We start from the raw sequence: 19,721 nt of genomic DNA, 5'->3' as shown, positions 1-19,721 counted from the left end.
CCCCGATCCTGCGGGCGGGCGGCCTGCCGGCGGGAGTGGCGTGATCGCCGTCCTTCGCTAACATCCCGCCATGACCTCCGTGGATCGGACCGTGGCGGTGCTCGCGTACCCGGGAATGTCGGTCTTCGAGACCGGCATCGTGACCGAGGTGTTCGGGCTGCCCCGGCCCGAGCTGGAGGTCGACTGGTACCGGCTCACCGTCTGCGCCGAGCGTCCCGGGCCGGTGCCGGTCGTCGGCGGGGCCGCCCTGCACACCCCGTACGGCCTGGAGACCCTCGCCGGGGCCGGCACGGTGATCCTGCCCGGGGTGCCGGACGTGACCGTCGACCCGTCGCCCGAGCTGGTCGCCGCGCTGCGCCGGGCGCACCACCGGGGCGCCCGGCTCATGTCGATCTGCTCCGGCGCCTTCGCCCTGGCCGGCGCCGGCCTGCTCGACGGCCGGCGGGCCACCACCCACTGGCGGTACGCCGACCTGCTGGCCCGCCGCCACCCGGCGGTCACGGTCGACCCCGACGTGCTCTACCTGGACGATGGCGACATCCTCACGAGCGCGGGCAGCGCCGCCGGGCTGGACCTCTGCGTGCACGTGGTCCGGCGCGACTTCGGCGCGGCGGTGGCGAACGCGGTGGCCCGCCGGCTGGTCATCCCACCGCACCGCGACGGCGGGCAGGCCCAGTTCATCGAGGCGCCGGTGAGCGTCGACCCGGACGACGACCGGATCGCCGCGAGCCTGGCCTGGGCGGTCCGCCACCTGGCCGAGCCGCTGACCGTGGCGGCGCTGGCCCGGCAGGCGCACCTGTCGACCCGCAGCTACCTGCGGCACTTCGCCCGGGCCACCGGGACCAGCCCGATCCGCTGGCTGATCGACCAGCGGGTGCGGGCAAGCCTGGCACTGCTGGAGACGACCGACGCGCCGGTGGCCGGGATCGCGGCGGCGGTGGGCTTCGACAGCCCGGTCACCTACCGGCACCACTTCGGCCGGGCCATGCGGACGTCGCCGTCGGCGTACCGGCGGGCGTTCCGGGCGGGCGCCGCCTGAGGTCAGGCCGGCCGGCTGAACAGCTCGTCGATCTCCACCCGGCGGGGCAGCGCCACCGAGGCGCCGAGCTTGCGGACGCAGGCCGCCCCGGCCGCCGCCGCCCAGTGCACCGCCTCGACCAGCTCGCGCCCCTCGCCCCAGGCCACCGCCAGGGCGGCCGTGAAGGCGTCACCGGCGGCGGTGGAGTCGACCACGTCGACCTTCACGGCCGGGACGTGCACGGCCGGCCGGTCGCGCTCGACGTACCAGGCGCCGTCGCCGCCGAGGGTGAGCACCGCCCGGGGCACCAGTTCCAGCAGCGCCCCCGGCTCGTCGGCGCCCCGCCCGGTGAGCGCCCGCGCCTCGGTCTCGTTGACCACCAGCAGGTCGGTCGCGGCCAGCAGCTCCGCCGGCACCGGCCGGGCCGGCGCCGCGTTGAGCACCACCCGGGTGCCGGCCGACCGGGCCGCCAGCGCCGCCGCGGTCACCGTCTCCACCGGCACCTCCAGCTGCGCGACCAGCACGTCCGCCTCGCGTACGGCGGCCAGCTCGCCCTCGGTGAGGTTGGTGAACGCGCCGTTGGCGCCGGGGGTGACCAGGATGGCGTGCTCCCCCGCGCCGCCGACCATGACCAGGGCGACACCGGAGGGGCCGTACACCACCCGGAGGTGGCCGGTGTCGACGCCGGCCGCGGTGATCCGCGCCTTGAGGGTGACCCCGAAGGCGTCCGAGCCGATCGCGCCGAGGAAGACGCAGGAGGCGCCGGCGCGCACGGCGGCGACGGCCTGGTTGGCGCCCTTGCCGCCGGGCAGCATGACGAAGTCGTCGCCGAGCACGGTCTCCCACGGCCGGGGCAGCACCGCGGCCGTGCCGATCAGGTCCATGTTGGCGCTGCCCACCACGGCGACCCGGGTCTGCGGCACGGCGTACCCTCCCGTCGGGCTCAGGCGGCGCGCGCGGTCCAGCGCTCGCCGGCCCTCGCGACGACCAGCGGCAGGCCGAACGTCTTCGACAGGTTGTCGGCGGTGAGCGTCTCGGCGAGCAGGCCCTGCGCCACGACGCCACCCTCACGCAGCAGCAGCGCGTGGGTGAAGCCCGGCGGGATCTCCTCGACGTGGTGGGTGACCAGCACCATGGCCGGGGCGTCCGGGTCGTACGCCAGCTCGGCGAGGCGGGCCACCAGGTCCTCGCGGCCGCCCAGGTCGAGCCCGGCAGCGGGCTCGTCGAGCAGCAGCAGCTCCGGGTCGGTCATCAGGGCCCGGGCGATCTGCACCCGCTTGCGCTCGCCCTCGGAGAGCGTGCCGTACGTCCGCTCGGCGAGGTGGGCGACGCCGAGCTGGCCGAGCAGCGCGCGGGCGCGGGCCTCGTCGGTGCGGTCGTAGCTCTCCCGCCAGCGCCCCACCACCGACCAGGCCGCGGTCACCACGACGTCGGTGACCCGCTCGTCGCCAGGGATCCGCTCGGCGAGCGTGGCGGTGGAGAGGCCGATGCGGGTCCGCAGCTCGTTGACGTCGGTGCGGCCGATGCGCTCGCCGAGCACGTGCGCCGTGCCCGTGGTCGGGTGCAGCCGGCCGGCGGCGAGGTTGAGCAGGGTGGTCTTGCCGGCGCCGTTCGGGCCGAGCAGCACCCAGCGTTCGTCGAGCTCGACCCGCCAGTCGACGTCCTGCACCAGCATGCTGCCGGAGCGCCTGACGCCGACCCCGTCGAGGCTGACCACCAGATCCGCGTCCACGGGTGCGGGGGCGGGGGCGCCGGCGGCGCCGGGGATCAGGTCACCAGTCACCGGTCCATCCAACCACGCAGCCGGCCCGGTGCCCCCCACGGGCGGCGTCGCGGCAATAGGGTGGGGCGCCGTGTCGTTGGTCACCACTCCGGGAGGACGTCCCATGCCCGACCGCTGCCGGGAGGCTTGCGGATGAGCGCGGTCATCGAGATCGCCGGTCTCCGCAAGACGTTCCACACCCTGCGCCAGGGGCGCCGGATCGCCGTCGACGGGTTCGACCTGCTGGTCGAGGCCGGGCAGGTGCACGGCTTCCTCGGGCCGAACGGCTCGGGGAAGACCACCACGCTGCGCGCCCTGCTCGGGCTGGTCCGGCCCGACGCGGGCCGGATGAGCGTGCTCGGGGCGGCGTCCCCGGAGCGGCTGGCCGAGGTCGCCGGGCGGGTCGGCGCGATCGTGGAGAGCCCGCAGTTCTTCGGCAACTTCACCGCGCACAAGACGCTGCGGCTGCTGGCGCTGGCCGGCGGGGTGCCGACCTCCCGGGTCGACGAGGTGCTGGAGCAGGTCGGCCTTCGTGAGCGGGGCGACGAGCGGGTCAAGGGCTACTCGCTGGGCATGAAGCAGCGGCTGGCGGTGGCCTCGGCGCTGCTCAAGGACCCGCAGCTGCTGATCCTGGACGAGCCGGCGAACGGCCTGGACCCGGCCGGCATCCGGGAGATGCGGGACCTCACCCGGTCGCTCGCCGCGGCCGGCGTGACCGTGCTGCTCTCCAGCCACATCCTCGCCGAGATCCAGCTCATCTGTGACCACGTGACGATCATCAGCCGGGGCCGGCGGGTCGCGTACGGGCCGGTGGAGGCCGTGCTGGCCGGCTTCGACCAGCACCAGTGGCAGGTCCGGGTGGCCGAGCCCGAGCGGGCCGTGGAGCTGCTCGGCCGCGCCGGCATGGCGGTGACCGCGCGCACCGACCACCTGGTGGTGACCGGGGTCGTCGAGCCGGAGCTGATCAGCCGCACGCTGGGCGAGCAGGGCCTCTGGGTACGCGAGCTGATCCCGCTCCGGCCCGACCTGGAGAGCGTCTTCCTGGAGCTGACCGGCGACCACCCGCACCCGGCGCTGCCCCGCCAGGTGGACGGGGCCCCGCCGAACGACGGAGTGATCGACCTGGACGTCCGCGAGAGTCGGGAGGTGGGCGCGTGAACCTGGTCCGTGCCGAGCTGGAGCGGCTGGCCGCCCGCCGCTTCGTCCAGCTCATGGTGCTGCTGCTGGTGGCGGCCTTCGCGGTGACCGTGGCGACCACGCTGGCCGGCTCGCACCGGCCCACGCCGGTGGAGCTGGGCCGGGCCCAGGCGCAGGCCGCCGAGGAGGTGCGCAACATGGAGCTGGCGCACGACCGCTGCCTGCGGATCAAGGCGGGCACGGTGACGCCGGACGAGAACGACTACCTGCCGCGGGACTGCGCGCAGATCGACCCGGCCCTCATGGAGAAGCTGCCGGGCGCCTCCGACTATCTCAGCGGGGTGTTCGTCTTCGCCAACGAGGCCGAACCGCTGCTCTACTTCCTGATCGCGTTCCTGGCGATGTTCGGGTTCCTGGTGGGCGCCTCCTACATCGGCGCCGACCTGAACTCGGGCGGCGTGGTCAACCTGCTGCTCTGGCGTCCACGCCGGCTCGTGGTGCTCGGCGCCAAGCTGGGCACGCTGCTCGGCGGGCTGCTGGGGCTCTCCGCGGTGGCGTCGGTGGCGTACCTGGGGATGTTCTGGCTGATCGGCGAGGCCTCCGGGCTCGCCGGGCGGCTGGGCGGCGACTTCTGGTCGTCGCTGGCGGCGGTCTGGGTGCGCGGCCTGGTGCTGGTGCTGCTCGCCGCGGCGCTGGGCTTCGCCCTGGCGACGCTGGGCCGGCACACCTCGGCGGCGCTCGGCACGGTGGCCGCCTACCTGGTGGTGTGGGAGCTGGGCGCCCGGCTGGTGTTCCAGATCCTGTCGGTGGCCCGCCCGGACCGGTTCATGCTCTCCAGCTACCTGGGGGCCTGGCTCACCGGCGAGGCCCGGTTCTGGGACAACGACGCGTGCGTCGGTGACATCGCGGGCTTCTGCGACGGCTACTACACGCTGGGCTGGGCGCCGGGGCTGGTGGTCCTGTTCGGCCTGGCCGCCGCCCTGGTCGTGGGCGCCTTCACGGTGTTCCGCCGCCGCGACCTGATCTGAGGGGCGCCGGTGCGGCCCCGGACCGGGGCCGCACCGGCAACTCCTTGCAGAGATTCGCTGCCTCGTGAAGACTTCCTTCACATGGCGGCAGCGGTGACGACGGGCCGGCGGTCAGCCGACCGTCGAGCCGAACACCTCGTCGCGCACCTCGTCCAGAGCGGTGCGCAGGGCGCCGCGCAGGATCGGCTCCTCGGTCAGCCCGGTGCTCACCACCCGGGGCCGGACCAGGGTGATCGCGGCGACCTCGTGCTGCACCCGCTCGGCCAGCGCCGCCCCGCCGGCCCGCCCCACCTCGCCGGCCAGCACCACCAGCGGCGGGTCGAGCACCACGCAGGTGCTCGCCACCCCGAGCGCCAGCCGGCGCGCCAACTCGTCCAGCAGCGGGCCGCCCGCCGGCCCGGCGGCGATCGCGGCGCGCACCGCGCCGGCCGCGCCGGCCGCCGCGAACCCGTGCTCCGCGGCCACCGCGCGGACCGCGTCGGCCCCCGCGAGCTGCTGGAACGCCGGCTTGGCCCGCTTCGACACGTCGCGCGGGATGGGTACGCCGGGCACCGGCAGGTAGCCGATCTCGCCGGCCGCGCCGCTACTGCCGTGGTGCAGCCGCCCGCCCAGCATGATCGCCAGACCGACACCGGCGTCCAGCCAGACGAGCACGAAGTCCGCCGTGCCCTGCGCCGCGCCGGACTGCGCCTCGGCCACGGCGGCCAGGTTCACGTCGTTCTCGAAGACCACCGGGGTGTGCAGGTCCTCGCGCAGCGCGGCGAGCAGGCCGCTGTGCCAGCGGGGCAGGTTGAACGCGAACGTGATGTCGCCGGTGCCCGGGTCCACCAGGCCGGGGGTGCCGAGCACGATCCGCCGCACGCTGGACAGTTCGGCGCCGGCGCTGCTGGCCGCCTGGACCACCGCGTTGTGCACCACGCCGACCGGGTCGTCGGTGTCCTTCGTGGACTGCTCGACCCGGCCGACCACCGCCCCGGTGATGTCGGCGCAGGCGGCCACCACCCGCTCGGCGCCGACGTCCACGCCGACCACGTACGCGCTGCCCGGCCGGACCGCGTAGAGCTGGGCGTTCGGGCCCCGCCCGCCGGCCTGCTCGCCGACCCGGGCGACCAGGCCGCGCTCCTCCAGCCGTTCGACCAGCTGGGACGCGGTGACCTTGGAGAGCCCGGTCAGCTCGCCGATCCGCGCCCGGGTCAGCGGACCCTGCTCGAGCAGCAGTTCCAGCGCCGCGCGGTCGTTGAGTGCCCGCAACAGTCGGGGGGTGCCGGGCAGCCGGGTCGCACTCATGCCACGTCCTCAATTTTCAGTAAAGTTTGCTAACCACAAAACGCCTGCCGAGGGGTGTCCGTTAGCGTATCGGCCACCCCGATCCGGGGTCGTCGGACGACCCGGCAGGGAAAGGGGATACTCGTGGGGTTGGATCCAGGACTCCGCCGGCTCGCGCTGGGCACGCTGCTGGCGGCGTACGTCGGCCCGGTCCCGCCCGACTGGGCGGTCGACCTGCTCGCCGAGGGGCTCGCCGGGCACACCCTGTTCGGCACCAACATCCACGACCCGGCCCAGGTGGCGGCGACCACCGCGGCGCTGCGCGCCGGCCGCCCGGACGTGCTCATCGCCATCGACGAGGAGGGCGGGGACGTCACCCGGCTGGCCCACGCCACCGGCAGCCCCTACCCGGGCAACGCGGCCCTCGGCGCGGTCGACGACCCGACCCTGACCCGCCAGGTGTACGCGGCGATCGGCGCGGAGCTGGCCGCCCTCGGCATCAACCTCGACCTCGCCCCGACCGTCGACGTGAACACCGCCGACGAGAACCCGGTGATCGGCACCCGCTCGTTCGGCGCCGACCCGGTCCGGGTGGCCGTCCACTCGGCCGCCGCGGTCGTCGGCCTCCAGTCCGCCGGGGTGGCCGCCTGCGCCAAGCACTTCCCCGGGCACGGCGCGACGGTCGCCGACTCCCACTACGAGCTGCCCACCGTCGACGTACCGCCGGCCGTGCTGCGCGAGCGCGACCTGCCGCCGTTCGCCGCGGTGATCGACGCCGGGGTACGCGCCGTCATGACCGCCCACATCCGCGTGCCCGCGCTGACCGGTGACGGTCCGGCCACCTTCAGCCGGGCGGTCCTGGTCGACCTGCTGCGCGCCGAGTACGGCTTCACCGGCGCGGTGATCACCGACGCGCTGGAGATGAAGGGCGCCGCGCTGGCCGCCGGCGGGGTGGGGCCGGCGGCGGTCCGCGCCCTGGCCGCCGGGGCGGACCTGCTCTGCATCGGCGCGAAGGTCGACGCCGGCCTGGTGGAGCATGTCGTCGACGCGATCGTTGCCGGGCTCGGCGACGGCCGGCTGGACCGGACCCGGGTCGAGGAGGCCGCCGGCCGGGCCGCCGAGCTGGCCGCCTGGACCGGCGCGGGTGGCTCCGCGGCCGAGACCCCGGACGGCCTCGGCTACGCCGCCGCACTGCGCGCGGTACGCGTCGAGGGCGACGTCACCGGCCTGGCCGCACCGCTGGTGGTGCAGGTGCACGCCACCTCCACCATCGCCGAGGGGCGGGTGCCGTGGGGGCTGGGCCCGCACCTGGCCGGGGCGGAGGTGGTCCGCGCGCTGGCCGGCGAGACCGACCCGGACGAGCTGCGCGCCCGCGCCGGGGACCGCCCCGTCGTGCTGGTCGGCCGCCACCTGCACCGGCTGCCCGGGGCACGGGAACTTGTCGAGGCGCTGGCCGCCACGCACCCGGTGACGGTGGTGGAGATGGGCTGGCCGGGCGACTGGCGGCCGGCCGGCGCGCGGGCCTTCGTCACCACGTACGGCGCCAGTCACGCCAACGGCCGCGCGGCGGCACAGGTGCTCGGCCTGGCCGGCTGAGGTCTGCGCGGCCCGTTTCCGGGGTACACCGTCCCGATGAGCACCGTCGAGCCCTGGCACCGGGCGGTGGCCGACCTGGTGGCCCGATCCCATCGGATGCCCCCGGACGCGCTGCCCACGGCGGTGACCGAGGCGGTGCGCGAGCTCGGCGTGACCGTGACCACGTACCTGGTGGACGTGGAGCAGGAGCTGCTGCGCCCGCTGCCCGAGCCGGGTCAGCCGATGCCGGATCCACTGCCGATCGACACGAGCCTGCCCGGCCGCGCCTACACCGAGGTGCGGGTGCGGGCCGCGCAGGACGGCCGGCTGTGGGTGCCGGTGGTCGACGGCACCGAGCGGCTGGGCCTGCTGGACGTCCGGTTGCCGGCCGGGACCGACCCGGACGACCCCGCCGTCCAGGACGGCTGCCGGACGGTCGCCGGCCTGATCGGGCACCTGGTGGCCAGCAAGTCCTTGTACGGCGACAGCCTGGTCCGCGCCCGGCGGAGCGAGCCGATGGCCGTCTCCGCCGAGCTGCTCTGGCAACTGCTGCCCCCGCTCACCTTCGCCACCGACACGGTCGCCGTCAGCGCGATCCTGGAACCCTGCTACGAGGTGGGCGGGGACGCGTTCGACTACGCGCTGGACGGCGGCCGGCTCGCGCTCGCGGTGCTGGACGGGGTCGGGCACGGGCTGCCGGCGACACTGACCACCTCGGTCGCGCTCGCGGCGCTGCGGGCCGCCCGGCGCACCGGTGGCGGCCTGGCCGAGCAGGTCGCCGCCGTCGACGCGGCCCTGTTCAGCCAGTGGCGGGACGGGCGGTTCGTGACGGCCGTCCTGGTCGAGGTCGAGGTCGACACCGGCCGGGTCCGGTACGTCAACGCCGGGCACCCCGCCCCGGTGCTGCTGCGCCGGGGGCGCGCCGTGCGGGCCCTGACCGGGGGCCGGCGCCCGCCGCTCGGCTTGAACCTGCCCGGCGGCGAGCCGGGTGAGGCCCGGCTGGAGCCGGACGACCGGCTGCTGCTCTACACCGACGGGGTGACCGAGGCCCGCGACGCGGCCGGGGAGATGTTCGGGCTGCCCCGGCTCGCCGACCTCGCCGAACGGTTCATCGGCTCGGACCTGCCCGCGCCGGAGACGCTGCGCCGGCTGAGCCACGCCGTGGCCGCGCACGGCACCGCTTCCCGCGACGACGCCAGCATGGTGCTGATGGAGTGGTCCGGTGCGGCGGCGGCCCGGACGGAGCCCTGAGGCGGTTCAGCGCAGGCGGCGCCAGCCGGGCTCGACGGCGGAGCCGTCGTCGTCGTGCCCGCCCGACCAGCCGAGCAGGACGTCGACCGCGGTGATCCGCAGCACCCGGGCCACCAGGGGCTGCGGATCGGTCACCCGGAGGGTGGCGCCGCGGCCGACCGCCTCCGCGGCGGCGCGCAGCAGGGCGGCGACCCCGGTCGAGTCGAGGAACGTGACCGCGCCGAGCTCGACCACGATCTCCACCAGGTCGGGCCGGTCCAGCACGGCGTCGAGCGCCCGGTCGAACGCCGGCGCCTCGGCCATGTCGAGGTCGCCGACCGGGCTGACGACCAGCCGCCCCGCCCCCGTGTCCCGCGTACCGATCGCCATGACCCGCCCGTCCGCTCCGACAACGCCGTCGCGACCATACCGGCCGCACGCCCACCGACGAACTTGAACATGTTCAAGAGCTGTCGTACGCTGAGCCCGACTTCGATTTGAACGCGTTCAAGAGAGGCGACGGGGATGGACGTGAAGGTCTGGATGTACCTGGCCTACCTCGCGGTCAGCATCGGGCTGACCGTGTGGGTGGCCCGGGCGCTCGCCCGGAACGGGCTGGTGTTCCTGGAGGACGTCTTCGCCGACAAGCGGCTGGCCGACGCGGTCAACAGCCTGCTGGTGGTCGGCTTCTACCTGCTCAACCTCGGCTACGTCACGGTGGCCATGAAGGAGTCCGGCCCGGTCGGCACCACCAGCCAGGCGCTGGAACAGCTCTCCATGAAGGTCGGCTGGGTGCTGCTGGTCCTCGGCGCGCTGCACTTCTTCAACGTCTTCGCGCTCGGCCGCTACCGGCGCGGGCGACTGCGCCAGCAGGCGGCCGCCCACCCGCCGCTCGCCCCGGTCGGCTACCTCCCGCCGCAGGGCGGCGCGCGACCGGCCCACCCGGCGCCGGCCGGCCCCACGCCGGGTCAGACACCGCCCGCCCCGCCACGGTGACGCTCGCCCCGGGCGGGCGCCCGACGGATCCCACCGGGCACGGGGCCGGTGGGATCCGCGGGTTCACCGTCCTCTACGACGCGCACTGCCCGCTGTGCCGGGCCGCCCGGCAGTGGCTCGCGTCGCGCGCCCAGCTCGTACCCCTGGAGTTCGTGCCGGCCGGGTCGGCGGAGGCCCGGCGGCGCTTCCCCGGGCTCGACCACGACGCCACGCTGCGGGACCTGACCGTGGTGGCCGACACCGGCGCCGTCTACGCGGGCGACGGCGCCTGGTTCGCCTGCCTCTGGGCCCTGGCCGACCACCGGCAGACGGCCGAGCGGCTGGCCCGCCCGCACCTGCTTCCGCTGGCCCGGCGGATGGTGACGGCCGCCTCCGCGGCACGTGAGCTGGTCCGGGAACCCCGGCCGGACCCGGGATACGGTGACGACGATGACCGAGCAGACTGCGCCGACGACCGCTGCGGGTGGCCCGAGCACCGGGGCGACGGCCCGGGGTGAGCAGACCCGCCAGCTGATCCTGGACACCGCCATGCGGCTGTTCCGCGAGCGGGGGTACGCGCGCACCACCATGCGCGCCATCGCCCAGGAGGCCGGCGTGGCGGTGGGCAACGCCTACTACTACTTCGGCTCGAAGGAACACCTGATCCAGGAGTTCTACGCGGACACCCAGCGGGAACACCGGGTGGTGGCCGCGCCCGCGCTGGCCCGGGAGCGGGACTTCGCCGCCCGGCTGGCCGCGGTGCTGCACGCCGGGGTGGACGTGCTCACGCCGTACCACTCGTTCGCCGCCAGCTTCTTCAAGACGGCGGCCGAGCCCACCTCGCCGCTCAGCCCGTTCTCCGCCGAGTCGTCCGGCCCGCGGGACGCCTCCGTGGCGCTCTTCCGCGAGGTGCTGGAGGGCTCGGCCGCCACGGTGGACGCCGAACTGCGCGAGCCCCTGCCGGAGCTGCTCTGGCTCGGCTACATGGGCGTGGTGCTCTACTGGGTGCACGACCGCTCCCCCGGCCAGGCCAAGACCCGCCAGCTCATCGACGGCGCGGTCCCGCTGGTCGACCGGCTGGTGAAGCTGTCCCGGCTCCGGGTGCTGCGCCCCGTGACCCGCCAGGTGGTCGGATTGATCCACACACTGCGTCACTGATCGCTGCGGCCACCCCATCGGCTGAACCGCAGGTCAAGTCCGCAACCGGACAGGGGTCGGCGCCCCTTCACCCCTTGCCCGACACGCGGCAGACACTTAGCGTTACCAGGGTCGGGACCTGGGGGGACAGGCCGCGGACCGTGGATCCGGCCCGGGATCCACGGTCCGCGCCGGCCCCGCTCAGCGGGGGAACACCCCGTACGACGTCCAGCCCCGGTCCGGGAAGCCCGCCGCCTCGGCCACGCGCGCGGAGGCGCGGTTGTCGTGGTTGTGCAGGTAGGTGGGCACGGCTCCCTCGTCCAGCACCCGCCGCGCCGCCTGGGCGACCAGCCGCCGGGCCAGCCCCCGCCCCCGCGCCGCCGGCGCCGTCCCCACGGCCAGTTCGTGCCCGTACGCGTCGTGCCGCTTGATCCCCGCGCCGGCCAGGTACGCCCCGTCGGCGTCCCGGACCACCAGCACCTCCCGGTCGAACAGCCGCAGCCAGGGCGGCAGCCCGGGGGTGGTCGGCGCGACCCACTCGCCGGCGTCCGGCAGCGGCGCCGGTGCCGTGCTCCACCGGAACAGCCCGGCGTGGGTGGTGAACTCGGGCGCGCCGACCGCTGACGGGAGGGCCGGCAGCAGCCGTTCGCCGGACCGCTCCAGGACCAGGTCCCGCACGAGGCCGGCCCGGTCCGGCGGCACCGAGAGGATCGCGCACTCCGGGGACGCGACCGCGACGGCCGGGCGCAGCCGCCCGTCCCAGGCCGGCCGGGCCCGCCGGTGCGAGCGGACCACGTGCAGCCCGGGACCCGCCGGCCACTGCCCCAACCAGGTCGCCAGGTGCAGGAACAGCCGTCGGTCGAGCACGTGATCACGGTACGCCCAACCGCATCCGGCGCGTGAGTCGATTGAAGCGCCCGGCGGACGGGTAGACCGTTCAGAACATCACCGGCGGCTGCGGGAACCGGAGCCATCGATCCCGCGTCATATTCATTTCCATACATGTACAAGTTTCTCTGGGACGGTAATGGTCATGCCGAATCAGCCGAATGACCGGTACCAGCAGGACGCCGAGCAGCGCTGGCAGGCCGTCGAGGCCGCCGGGCGGTTCCCGGCGCAGGCCGACTACCGGGGGGCTCGCCGCGGGAGGCTCTCGTGGGCCGAGCTGAACGCGCTGCCGGCGGGCGCCTCCCCCCGGCGCGGCCTCACCGCCCGTTGACGCCCCGACACACCGGGGCGCTCCGCACCGAGCTTTCGCACACCTGTCCTGTAGCGTCTTGTGGTCCGAATCCCGGCCTACCACAGGAGAAACTTCGCGCATGGGCAAGAAGACGATCCACGTCTCCGACTTCAGCGGCCAGGTGCTGCGCGCCGACGACGAGGTGGTCACAGTCGTCGTGCTGGAGCACCCGGACCTCGTCGCCGGGCCCGTGCAACTCGACGCCACCCCGGTCGAGGTGGAGAGCATCGACGACGCGGCGCTGGACGTGGCCGTCGTGGAGATCCACGACCGGCACGGCGGGGGCGAGCCGCGCCGGGTGGTGCTGACCGCCAGCGAGTTCGACGCCATGGCCACCGACGTGCCCATGGCACAGCTGCTCCGCACCGCCGAGCGGGTCAAGCCGCCCAAGGCCCGGCGCTCCGCCGAGAAGGTCGACTACGGCACCATCGAGCACGCCGGCAAGCCGCACCGCGGCCGGGTCACCGACGAGGAGGCCCGGCTGGTCCGCGAACAGCTCGACGAGGTGAACAAGCGCCTCGCCGACGCGGGGATCCGCCAGGTCGACCCGGCCGACCCGGAGCACGCCGCCCGCTACGGCTTCCCCGCCGCCTGACGCCCACCGGCCGGGCACGCGCCCCCGTGGCGCGTGCCCGGCCGGGGCCGAGGTTCGCCCTGGTGCCGTTCGATGCGGTTCGGGTCGGTGAGGTTCGGCCCTGGTGCCGCTCGCTGCGGTCCGGGTCCGTGGGGTTCGGCCCTGCTGCGGTTCGGACCTGGCGCGGCTGCGGCCCGGTCGCGGGTCAGGCCCGCTTGCGGGTGATCTCGGCGAGGGCGCCCTCGACCGCCGACTCCAGGGCCGCCTTCTCCAGCCCGAGCCCGGTGAGCACGCCGTCGCCGGCCTCCTCCTCCAGCAGGGCGAGCAGGATGTGCTCGGTGCCCACGTAGTTGTGGCCCAGCCGCAGCGCCTCCCGGAAGGTCAGCTCCAGGACCTTCTTGGCCCGCGCGTCGTAGGGAATCAGGTCCGGAACCGTGTCGGCCTTCGCCGGCAGGGTCGCGGTGACCGCCTCCCGCAGCCGCTCCAGGGGTACGCCCCGAGCCACGATCAGCGCGGCCGCCAGCCCGTCCGGTTCGGCCAGCAGGCCCAGGGCGACGTGCCCCGGCGTGATCTCGGCGTTGCCCGCGGCCCGCGCCTCCTCCTGCGAGGACACGACCACGTTGCGGGCCCGCGGGGTGAACCGGCCGAAGCCGGCGTTCGGGTCGAGGGCCGCCGCCGTCTCGGCCTTCGCGGCGGACCGCTTCTGGGCGGCCTGCTTGCTCACCCCCATGCTGCGGCCGATCTCCGTCCACGAGGCCCCCGAGCGGCGGGCCTGGTCGACGAAGTGCCCGACCAGGTGGTCGGCGAGGTCGCCCAGGTGGTCGGCGACCAGGACGGCGCCGGCGAGCTGGTCCAGCGCGTCGCCGTGCACCTTCTTGATGCCCTCGATCAGCTCGTCGAGGCGTACCGGTTGGGTCATCTTCAGCGGCTCTGTCTCCTCCGTCATGCGTCAACCATAGGTTGACGATAGCCTCGCGTCAACCGCCGGTTGACGATCTCCGGCCCCGGGGACGACGAAGCGCCCCGGCCCGCAGGAGCGGACCGGGGCGCCTGGTGGAACCGCGGTCAGGCGACGAAGCGGGTACGGCGACGCCGGGCGATCAGGTAACCACCGCCGCCGAGCACCAGCAGCGCCCCGCCGACCCCGGCCAGGAGGCCGATGTTCGCGCCGGTCACCGGCAATCCGCCACCGCCCGTGCCACCGTCACCCGGCGCGCCCGCCGTGCCGGTGGGCGCCGCCGTCGGCTCGGTGCCGCCCGTCGGAGTGGCGGTCGGGGTCCCTCCGGGCGACGGGGTCGCCGTGGGCTGGGTGGTCGGCGGCGTGACGAGCTGGGCGTACGCGAAGTTGATGGGCCGCGGCGTCTCGGGCAGCGGCAGGTCCCGCTCGGTCAGCGTCAGGGCCGTCCCGGTGCCCCGGACCGCCTTGGTGCCCTGGCCGGCGTCGCCGTCGGCGAGCTGCTGCACGCCACCCTGCGCGTCGACCCACTGCTTGCTGAACCAGCGGAAGATGATCGAGGTGACCTTGTCGGGGCGCGCGTCCGCCTTGGCGGTGACCACGTCACCGACGACCGCCAGGGTCTGCCTGGCCGCCAGTTCGTTGTCGAACTCGCACCAGGCGGCCTCCAGGTTGCTGTCCACCGCGTACCAGCAGTTGTCGTGCTTGACGGCGAGATCCAGGTCGTCCACCACGCGGATCTGGACCACGAGGCCCGACACCGGAGCGTCGCCGGGGTTGGTGACACCGAGCGCGGCTGGCACCACCTCACCGGGCTTGACCGGGTACTTGACGTTGAGCCCGGTGGCCGGGTCCCGCTCGGTGACGGCGACCAGCGTGGCGCTGTCCGGGGCCGGGGCGGCGTGCCCGGCGGCCGGCAGGGCGGTGACGCCGGCGGCGAGGACCCCGGCGCCCAGGGCGAGGCGGGCAGCGAAATGTACGGTCATGCGAGAACCCCCGTATTCAGGACGACCGCAAAGACCTTACGCAGCTCGGGCCGGCCGCGCGGCCCGGCAAATACCGCATACCCGGCCGCCCTGTCCACTGTGGGCCACGCCGTACCTCGCGCGGATACGCCGCTGGCCGGCACCCCGGTTTCGGGGTGCCGGCCAGCGGTCGGTTGTTCGGGTCAGCTGTTCCAGTACTGGCCGACGATGTCGGCGGCCTGCTGCTCCCACTGCGCGTACGCGTCCGGGTAGGCCGACACCTGCACGGTCTGCGCGGCCTCGGTCAGCGGCATGTCCTGCCAGCCGTCGACCTGCTTCAGACCCTTCAGGAACGCCAGGGTCGAGTACTCGGGGTCGGTGATCTGCTCCGGCGTACCCCAACCCGAGGACGGGCGCTGCTGGAACAGACCCAGCGAGTCATGGTCGTTGGCGTCGCCGAGGTGGCCCAGGTTCTCCAGCTTCGACTCCTGCAGCGACGTGGCGATCGAGATCACCGCTGCCCGCTCCGGCAGACCGGCCTTCTTCGTGGCCGCGATGATCGCCTTCGCGTTCGCGATCTGCTCGTCGTTGAGGTCGATCTTGGACTGGGCGCCCTGCACACCGTGCGGGATCAGCTTGCCCGCGTCCGGCTTGTCGACCTGCACCATCGCCGCCTCCGACAGCCCCGCCGTCGGCGCCGCCTCGTGATGATTCAGCGGACCGGCCGCCAGACCACCGGCAACCGCCAGACCAGCAATACCCAGCACACTCTTCCGCAGCATCGTGTTCATGGGGATAGCTCCATTCGGGGGTCGGCGCACACCCCGGCCGACGGGGGTCGACACGGTTGCTGGTGCGCGCAAGCACCGTCAGGCGCTCGATAGTCATTCGGGGGGATCATCGGCGCGCGGGGCGGGGTGCCACTTCGCCGCGCCGGACCATGTACAACGACCGCCGGCCCACCAACATTCCAGGCCACGGGCACCCGCCTCGACGGGCCGCCTCCTCGGGTCGTGCACCCCGATACAACGACCCCCGCCCACCCGCCATTCCGCCACCGGCCACCGTCGAACCGGACATTCACGGCAGACATCGCACGCGTCGTCACACGTCCTCCGCGATCTTGGACAGTTGCCGTTCGTGACGAACGGAAACTGTCCAAGATCTCAACGGGTCGCCCGCGCCATGCCCGATCTGTCCGATTCAAGCGGCGCAGGCCAGCTGCCCTGGCGGGCGGCGGGCCGGACAGACGTCAGGCCCGGTCCGCGAAGGACCGGGCCTGATGTGAAAGTGTGCGCCGCCAGGGACTCGAACCCCGAACCCGCGGATTAAGAGTCCGCTGCTCTGCCAGTTGAGCTAGCGGCGCTCGTCGGCAACGGCAGGAACGTTAACACGCCGCCGATCACGCCCCAGCCGGGGGCGGCCACCGTTTCGCCGCCGGTCGCGGCCGGCGTGCGCCGGGCTACGCTCCCCGGCCCGATGCGGCAGTGGCGGACGAAAAAGATCAGGCCCGGTGCACTGCCCCGGGCCTGATCTGAAGTGTGCGCCGCCAGGGACTCGAACCCCGAACCCGCGGATTAAGAGTCCGCTGCTCTGCCAGTTGAGCTAGCGGCGCTCGCTGACAACGGGAAGAACCTTAGCACGCACGCCGACCCGGGTTCCAATCCGATACCGGGCTCCACCCTTCGGTCGAGCTTAACCGGCGAAAGCCCGCAAAATTCGCGTCTGTCCGGTCGAGGGGCGCAGGACGCGGGTGCTCATGGGGCACGATGTCCGCCAGGCACGCGAGAACAGAGGTGGGAATGGGCAGGTTCGCGCGGGCCGGGGCGGTGGTGGGCGTCCTGGTCCTCACGGCGTCGCTGGCACTGACCGGGTGCGGTGACGACCAGAAGAAGCCGGCGTTCGTGGCCGGCGCGCAGCAGGGCGCCCCGGGGGCGACCACGTCGCCGGACGCGACCGGCGAGCCGAGCGGGCCCGCCCTGGCGGCGCTGACGGTGAGCCCGGCCGACGGGTCCGCCAAGCGCCCGGTCAGCACCGAGATCAGCGCGAAGGTCCCGGGCGGCGGAAAGGTGTCGAAGGTCGTCCTCACCGCCGCCAACGGCGCGACCGTCGCCGGCCGGCTGCGGCGGGACGGTTCGTCCTGGGTGCCGTCGGCTCCGCTGAAGTACGGAACCCGGTACACCGCCACGGTCACGGGCGCCGGCACGGACGGGCAGACCCGGCAGGGCACCAGCAGCTTCACCACGATGGCCAAGCCGAAGTCGATGATCGGCTCCGGGCTCTACCTGTTCAGCGGCAAGACGTACGGGGTGGGCATGCCCGTGGTCGCCGAGTTCTCGCCGGGCATCCCGAAGAAGGACCGCGCCGCGGTGCAGAAGCGGATGTTCGTGCAGACCGACCCGCCGCAGCCCGGCGCCTGGCACTGGGTCTACAACGGCACGCAGGCGTACTACCGGGCGCCGCAGTACTGGAAGCCGGGCACCACGATCACGGTCCGGCTGGGGCTGGCCGGGATCCCGCTGAGCAACGGCCGCTACGGCAACATGGACCGGGCCGCCACCGCCAAGATCGGCCGCGCGTTCGAGATGAAGGTCGACAACGCGACCAAGCAGATGACCGTCTACGAGAACGGGTCGGTGGTTCGCACCATCCCGGTGAGCCTGGGCAAGAAGAGCACCCCCTCGTCCAGCGGCACCATGGTGGTGATGGAGAAGAAGGAGTCCACGGTCTTCGACACCCGCGACGAGCCGGACCCGCGCAACCAGTACGTCACGAAGATCGACTTCGCTCAGCGACTGACCTGGGGCGGCGAGTACATCCACGCAGCGCCGTGGTCGGAGGGCAAGCAGGGCAGGGTGAACGTCTCGCACGGCTGCGTCAACGTCTCCATGGCGAACGGCCGGTGGCTCTTCGGCAAGACGCTGGTCGGCGACCCGATCACGGTGAAGGGCACCGAGCGGCGGCTGGAGCCGGGCAACGGCTGGACGGCCTGGAGCATGAGCTGGTCGCAGTTCGTCGCGGGCAGCGCCGTGCCGGTGCCCGAGGGTGGGCAGGGATCGCCCTTCTGAGCAGGCGTAACGTGGGCGGACGCGCCACCCTCGGTGGCCGTTCGTCCGCGTAACGCCTGGCGGAGAGACCACTCCACCCGACAAAGCGCCGCACGGTATCAGAATCGTTACATCGCGGGCAGGGTGTTTCGGTTCACTTCCGGCAACGGGTAACCGTTCCGGTGCGTCTATAGGGACGATGGGGCCCGGGACCACGACTGTGAGGGAAACATGCCAGCTAGCCAGGACGAGCTGATCCGGGGCGGCAGTGCCCGGCGCGGCGGGCGACGCCGCGTGTTCGCGGCCGCGGTGCTCGCCGCCGCCATGGCCCTGACCGGGTGCACCAGCGACAAGGGCGGGGACGACAAGGGGTCGAGCTGGCAGGGCGGTGGCGAGAGCGGCCCCAAGGCGGCGGCCACGATCACCGAGCCCGCGGCCGACGCCAAGGACGTGCCGGCCTCCACCGCCGTCACCTTCACGACGAAGGAGGCGCAGGACACCACCGTCGAGCTGAAGGACTCCGCCGGCAAGGTCGTCGAGGGCCAGCTCGCGAAGGACGGGAAGAGCTGGCTGCCGGACGGCGCCCTGGCCTACGGCGAGACCTACACGGCCACGGTGACCGCGACCGGCGACGACGGCAAGCCCGCCACCGCGACCAGCACCTTCACCACCATGGCGAAGCCGGGCAAGCAGGTCCGGGTGACCAGCTTCCTCGGCGACAACCAGGTGGTCGGGGTGGCCATGCCGCTGATCGTGAAGTTCGGCCGGGCCATCCCCGAGGACTACCGCGACGACCTGCAGCGCCGGATGACGGTCACCTCGAAGCCGGCCCAGGAGGGCATCTGGCACTGGGTGAGCCCGACCGAGGTGCGCTACCGGCCGAAGGAGTTCTGGAAGGCCAACAGCACCGTGACCTACAAGGTGCAGGCGGGTGGCCTGCCACTCGGCGGAGGCTGGTACGGCCGCTCCGACCTCACCGTCGACATCAAGATCGGCTCGTCGTTCGTGATGACCGTGGACAACCGCACCAAGAAGATGACGGTCACCAAGGACGGCAAGGCGATCAAGACGATCCTCGTGAGCCTCGGCAAGAAGAGCACCCCGTCGTCCAGCGGCACCATGGTGGTGATCGAGAAGCTGCGCCACACGGTCTTCGACACCATGGAGGAGCTGGGCCCGGAGGAGGGCTACCGCACCGAGATCGACTACGCCCAGCGGCTCACCTGGGGCGGCGAGTTCATCCACGCCGCGCCCTGGTCGGAGGGTGTGCAGGGCAGGACGAACGTGTCGCACGGCTGCGTGAACGTCTCGATGAAGGACGGCAACTGGCTCTTCGCCAACACCCGGATCGGCGACCCGATCACGGTGAAGGGCACCGAGCGCAAGCTCCAGAACGGCAACGGCTGGACCGACTGGAACATGAGCTGGGACGAGTACGTCAAGGGCAGCGCCCTGCCGTACGAGCCGCCGGCCGAGCCGGGCGACGACACCAGCCCGGCCGCCGACGCGCCGAGCGTCGAGCCGACCCCCTGACCGACGGGCAACTCAACGGCCTCCTCCCACCGGGAGGGGGCCGTTTCCCGCTTCGTGGACCGGAAATGACGCAAGCTCCCTCCCGGAGGAGGAGGCACGGCGGCCCATAAGGACTCAGGTGGTTTCCCCTACCTCTCCCCTACGCCCCCGACGTCTCCAGCTCGCCCGCCGTGTCGGCCCGCGTCGCCGGTGCGTCGTTCCTGATCACGCCGACGAGCGCGTCGGACGCCACCACGGTGGCGTACGAGATTTTCGGGCCCGGGTGAGCTGCCGCATCCG

21 protein-coding genes and 2 tRNA genes are annotated in these 19,721 nt (G+C 73.7%); 13 read left to right on the top strand and 10 right to left on the bottom strand.

The genetic code is table 11. The annotated features are described in order from the left end of the window. Positions 1 to 70 precede the first annotated feature (70 nt). On the top strand, positions 71 to 1,039 hold the full coding sequence (locus ACQP12_RS06395; protein WP_433285819.1) for a helix-turn-helix domain-containing protein: 969 nt from the start codon (positions 71 to 73) through the stop codon (positions 1,037 to 1,039). A gap of 2 nt (positions 1,040 to 1,041) precedes the next feature. On the opposite strand, the gene ACQP12_RS06390 is transcribed toward ACQP12_RS06395, so the two are convergent. Next, entirely contained in the window at positions 1,042 to 1,941 is a 900-nt protein-coding gene (locus ACQP12_RS06390) for a ribokinase (RefSeq protein ID WP_433285817.1), read from the bottom strand. A 20-nt stretch (positions 1,942 to 1,961) separates the two neighbouring features. After that, on the bottom strand, positions 1,962 to 2,801 hold the full coding sequence (locus tag ACQP12_RS06385) for an ABC transporter ATP-binding protein (RefSeq protein ID WP_433285815.1): 840 nt from the start codon (positions 2,799 to 2,801) through the stop codon (positions 1,962 to 1,964). A gap of 132 nt (positions 2,802 to 2,933) precedes the next feature. On the opposite strand from ACQP12_RS06385, the gene ACQP12_RS06380 reads away from it, so the two are divergent. After that, positions 2,934 to 3,938 (top strand): ATP-binding cassette domain-containing protein, encoded by a 1,005-nt coding sequence (locus tag ACQP12_RS06380; RefSeq protein ID WP_357937629.1) that lies wholly within the window; start codon positions 2,934 to 2,936, stop codon positions 3,936 to 3,938. Next, positions 3,935 to 4,945, top strand: a complete 1,011-nt coding sequence (locus ACQP12_RS06375) for an ABC transporter permease subunit (protein WP_357937631.1) — start codon at positions 3,935 to 3,937, stop codon at positions 4,943 to 4,945. The genes ACQP12_RS06380 and ACQP12_RS06375 overlap by 4 nt, the downstream gene beginning before the upstream one ends. A gap of 111 nt (positions 4,946 to 5,056) precedes the next feature. Here the strand turns inward: ACQP12_RS06375 and ACQP12_RS06370 are convergent, their stop codons facing one another. Beyond that, positions 5,057 to 6,232 (bottom strand): ROK family transcriptional regulator, encoded by a 1,176-nt coding sequence (locus ACQP12_RS06370; protein WP_433285813.1) that lies wholly within the window; start codon positions 6,230 to 6,232, stop codon positions 5,057 to 5,059. 123 nt (positions 6,233 to 6,355) lie between these two features. Between ACQP12_RS06370 and ACQP12_RS06365 the strand changes: the two genes are divergently transcribed. Further along, positions 6,356 to 7,807, top strand: coding sequence for a glycoside hydrolase family 3 N-terminal domain-containing protein (locus ACQP12_RS06365; RefSeq protein WP_433285811.1), 1,452 nt, complete (start codon positions 6,356 to 6,358; stop codon positions 7,805 to 7,807). Between the two features lie 36 nt (positions 7,808 to 7,843). After that, on the top strand, positions 7,844 to 9,037 hold the full coding sequence (locus ACQP12_RS06360) for a PP2C family protein-serine/threonine phosphatase (protein ID WP_433285809.1): 1,194 nt from the start codon (positions 7,844 to 7,846) through the stop codon (positions 9,035 to 9,037). Positions 9,038 to 9,043: 6 nt separating this feature from the next. Here the strand turns inward: ACQP12_RS06360 and ACQP12_RS06355 are convergent, their stop codons facing one another. Then, positions 9,044 to 9,406, bottom strand: coding sequence for an STAS domain-containing protein (locus ACQP12_RS06355; RefSeq protein ID WP_433285807.1), 363 nt, complete (start codon positions 9,404 to 9,406; stop codon positions 9,044 to 9,046). A 135-nt stretch (positions 9,407 to 9,541) separates the two neighbouring features. Between ACQP12_RS06355 and ACQP12_RS06350 the strand changes: the two genes are divergently transcribed. From ACQP12_RS06350 to ACQP12_RS06340, 3 genes are read left to right on the top strand one after another with little or no spacing between them, the layout of a single operon-like run. Beyond that, positions 9,542 to 10,012 carry a hypothetical protein gene (locus tag ACQP12_RS06350; RefSeq protein WP_433285805.1) on the top strand — a complete coding sequence of 157 codons (471 nt, stop codon included), beginning with the start codon at positions 9,542 to 9,544 and terminating at the stop codon, positions 10,010 to 10,012. Beyond that, positions 10,009 to 10,509 (top strand): thiol-disulfide oxidoreductase DCC family protein, encoded by a 501-nt coding sequence (locus ACQP12_RS06345; RefSeq protein ID WP_433285803.1) that lies wholly within the window; start codon positions 10,009 to 10,011, stop codon positions 10,507 to 10,509. The genes ACQP12_RS06350 and ACQP12_RS06345 overlap by 4 nt, the downstream gene beginning before the upstream one ends. Next, a complete protein-coding gene (locus ACQP12_RS06340; RefSeq protein WP_433285801.1) occupies positions 10,442 to 11,149 on the top strand; it encodes a TetR/AcrR family transcriptional regulator in 708 nt (235 codons plus the stop codon). Before ACQP12_RS06345 ends, ACQP12_RS06340 begins: the two co-directional genes overlap by 68 nt. Before the next feature lie 180 nt (positions 11,150 to 11,329). Here the strand turns inward: ACQP12_RS06340 and ACQP12_RS06335 are convergent, their stop codons facing one another. Then, positions 11,330 to 11,995 carry a GNAT family N-acetyltransferase gene (locus ACQP12_RS06335; RefSeq protein ID WP_433285799.1) on the bottom strand — a complete coding sequence of 222 codons (666 nt, stop codon included), beginning with the start codon at positions 11,993 to 11,995 and terminating at the stop codon, positions 11,330 to 11,332. 166 nt (positions 11,996 to 12,161) lie between these two features. On the opposite strand from ACQP12_RS06335, the gene ACQP12_RS06330 reads away from it, so the two are divergent. Together ACQP12_RS06330 and ACQP12_RS06325 are read left to right on the top strand one after the other, a co-directional pair. After that, a complete protein-coding gene (locus ACQP12_RS06330; RefSeq protein ID WP_357937647.1) occupies positions 12,162 to 12,347 on the top strand; it encodes a DNA repair protein in 186 nt (61 codons plus the stop codon). A 100-nt stretch (positions 12,348 to 12,447) separates the two neighbouring features. After that, positions 12,448 to 12,963 carry a hypothetical protein gene (locus ACQP12_RS06325; RefSeq protein WP_433285797.1) on the top strand — a complete coding sequence of 172 codons (516 nt, stop codon included), beginning with the start codon at positions 12,448 to 12,450 and terminating at the stop codon, positions 12,961 to 12,963. Positions 12,964 to 13,147: 184 nt separating this feature from the next. Here ACQP12_RS06325 and ACQP12_RS06320 read toward each other — a convergent pair whose 3' ends face one another. The 5 genes from ACQP12_RS06320 to ACQP12_RS06300 all read right to left on the bottom strand — a co-directional run bounded on the left by ACQP12_RS06320 (position 13,148) and on the right by ACQP12_RS06300 (position 16,477). After that, positions 13,148 to 13,888, bottom strand: a complete 741-nt coding sequence (locus tag ACQP12_RS06320) for a Clp protease N-terminal domain-containing protein (RefSeq protein WP_433285795.1) — start codon at positions 13,886 to 13,888, stop codon at positions 13,148 to 13,150. Between the two features lie 119 nt (positions 13,889 to 14,007). After that, a complete protein-coding gene (locus ACQP12_RS06315; RefSeq protein WP_433285792.1) occupies positions 14,008 to 14,883 on the bottom strand; it encodes an LPXTG cell wall anchor domain-containing protein in 876 nt (291 codons plus the stop codon). Between the two features lie 182 nt (positions 14,884 to 15,065). Next, positions 15,066 to 15,653, bottom strand: coding sequence for a hypothetical protein (locus tag ACQP12_RS06310; protein WP_433285790.1), 588 nt, complete (start codon positions 15,651 to 15,653; stop codon positions 15,066 to 15,068). 502 nt (positions 15,654 to 16,155) lie between these two features. Continuing rightward, positions 16,156 to 16,228: transfer RNA gene (locus ACQP12_RS06305), tRNA-Lys, on the bottom strand. A 176-nt stretch (positions 16,229 to 16,404) separates the two neighbouring features. After that, positions 16,405 to 16,477 (bottom strand) — tRNA-Lys (locus tag ACQP12_RS06300). A gap of 187 nt (positions 16,478 to 16,664) precedes the next feature. Here ACQP12_RS06300 and ACQP12_RS06295 point away from each other — a divergent pair. From ACQP12_RS06295 to ACQP12_RS06285, 3 genes are all read left to right on the top strand, one after another. Then, on the top strand, positions 16,665 to 17,930 hold the full coding sequence (locus ACQP12_RS06295) for an Ig-like domain-containing protein (RefSeq protein WP_433285789.1): 1,266 nt from the start codon (positions 16,665 to 16,667) through the stop codon (positions 17,928 to 17,930). A gap of 210 nt (positions 17,931 to 18,140) precedes the next feature. Next, positions 18,141 to 19,442 (top strand): Ig-like domain-containing protein, encoded by a 1,302-nt coding sequence (locus ACQP12_RS06290; protein WP_433285787.1) that lies wholly within the window; start codon positions 18,141 to 18,143, stop codon positions 19,440 to 19,442. 170 nt (positions 19,443 to 19,612) lie between these two features. Further along, positions 19,613 to 19,708: a hypothetical protein gene (locus ACQP12_RS06285; protein WP_433285785.1), complete on the top strand. Its 96-nt coding sequence runs from the start codon at positions 19,613 to 19,615 to the stop codon at positions 19,706 to 19,708. The last annotated feature ends 13 nt before the right edge of the window (positions 19,709 to 19,721 follow it).

This window comes from Micromonospora sp. CA-244673, from assembly GCF_050948395.1.
Classification (GTDB): Bacteria; Actinomycetota; Actinomycetes; order Mycobacteriales; family Micromonosporaceae; genus Micromonospora.
The sequence above is the reverse complement of the archived record's forward strand: the minus strand, read 5'-3'. Positions and strand labels throughout refer to the sequence as shown.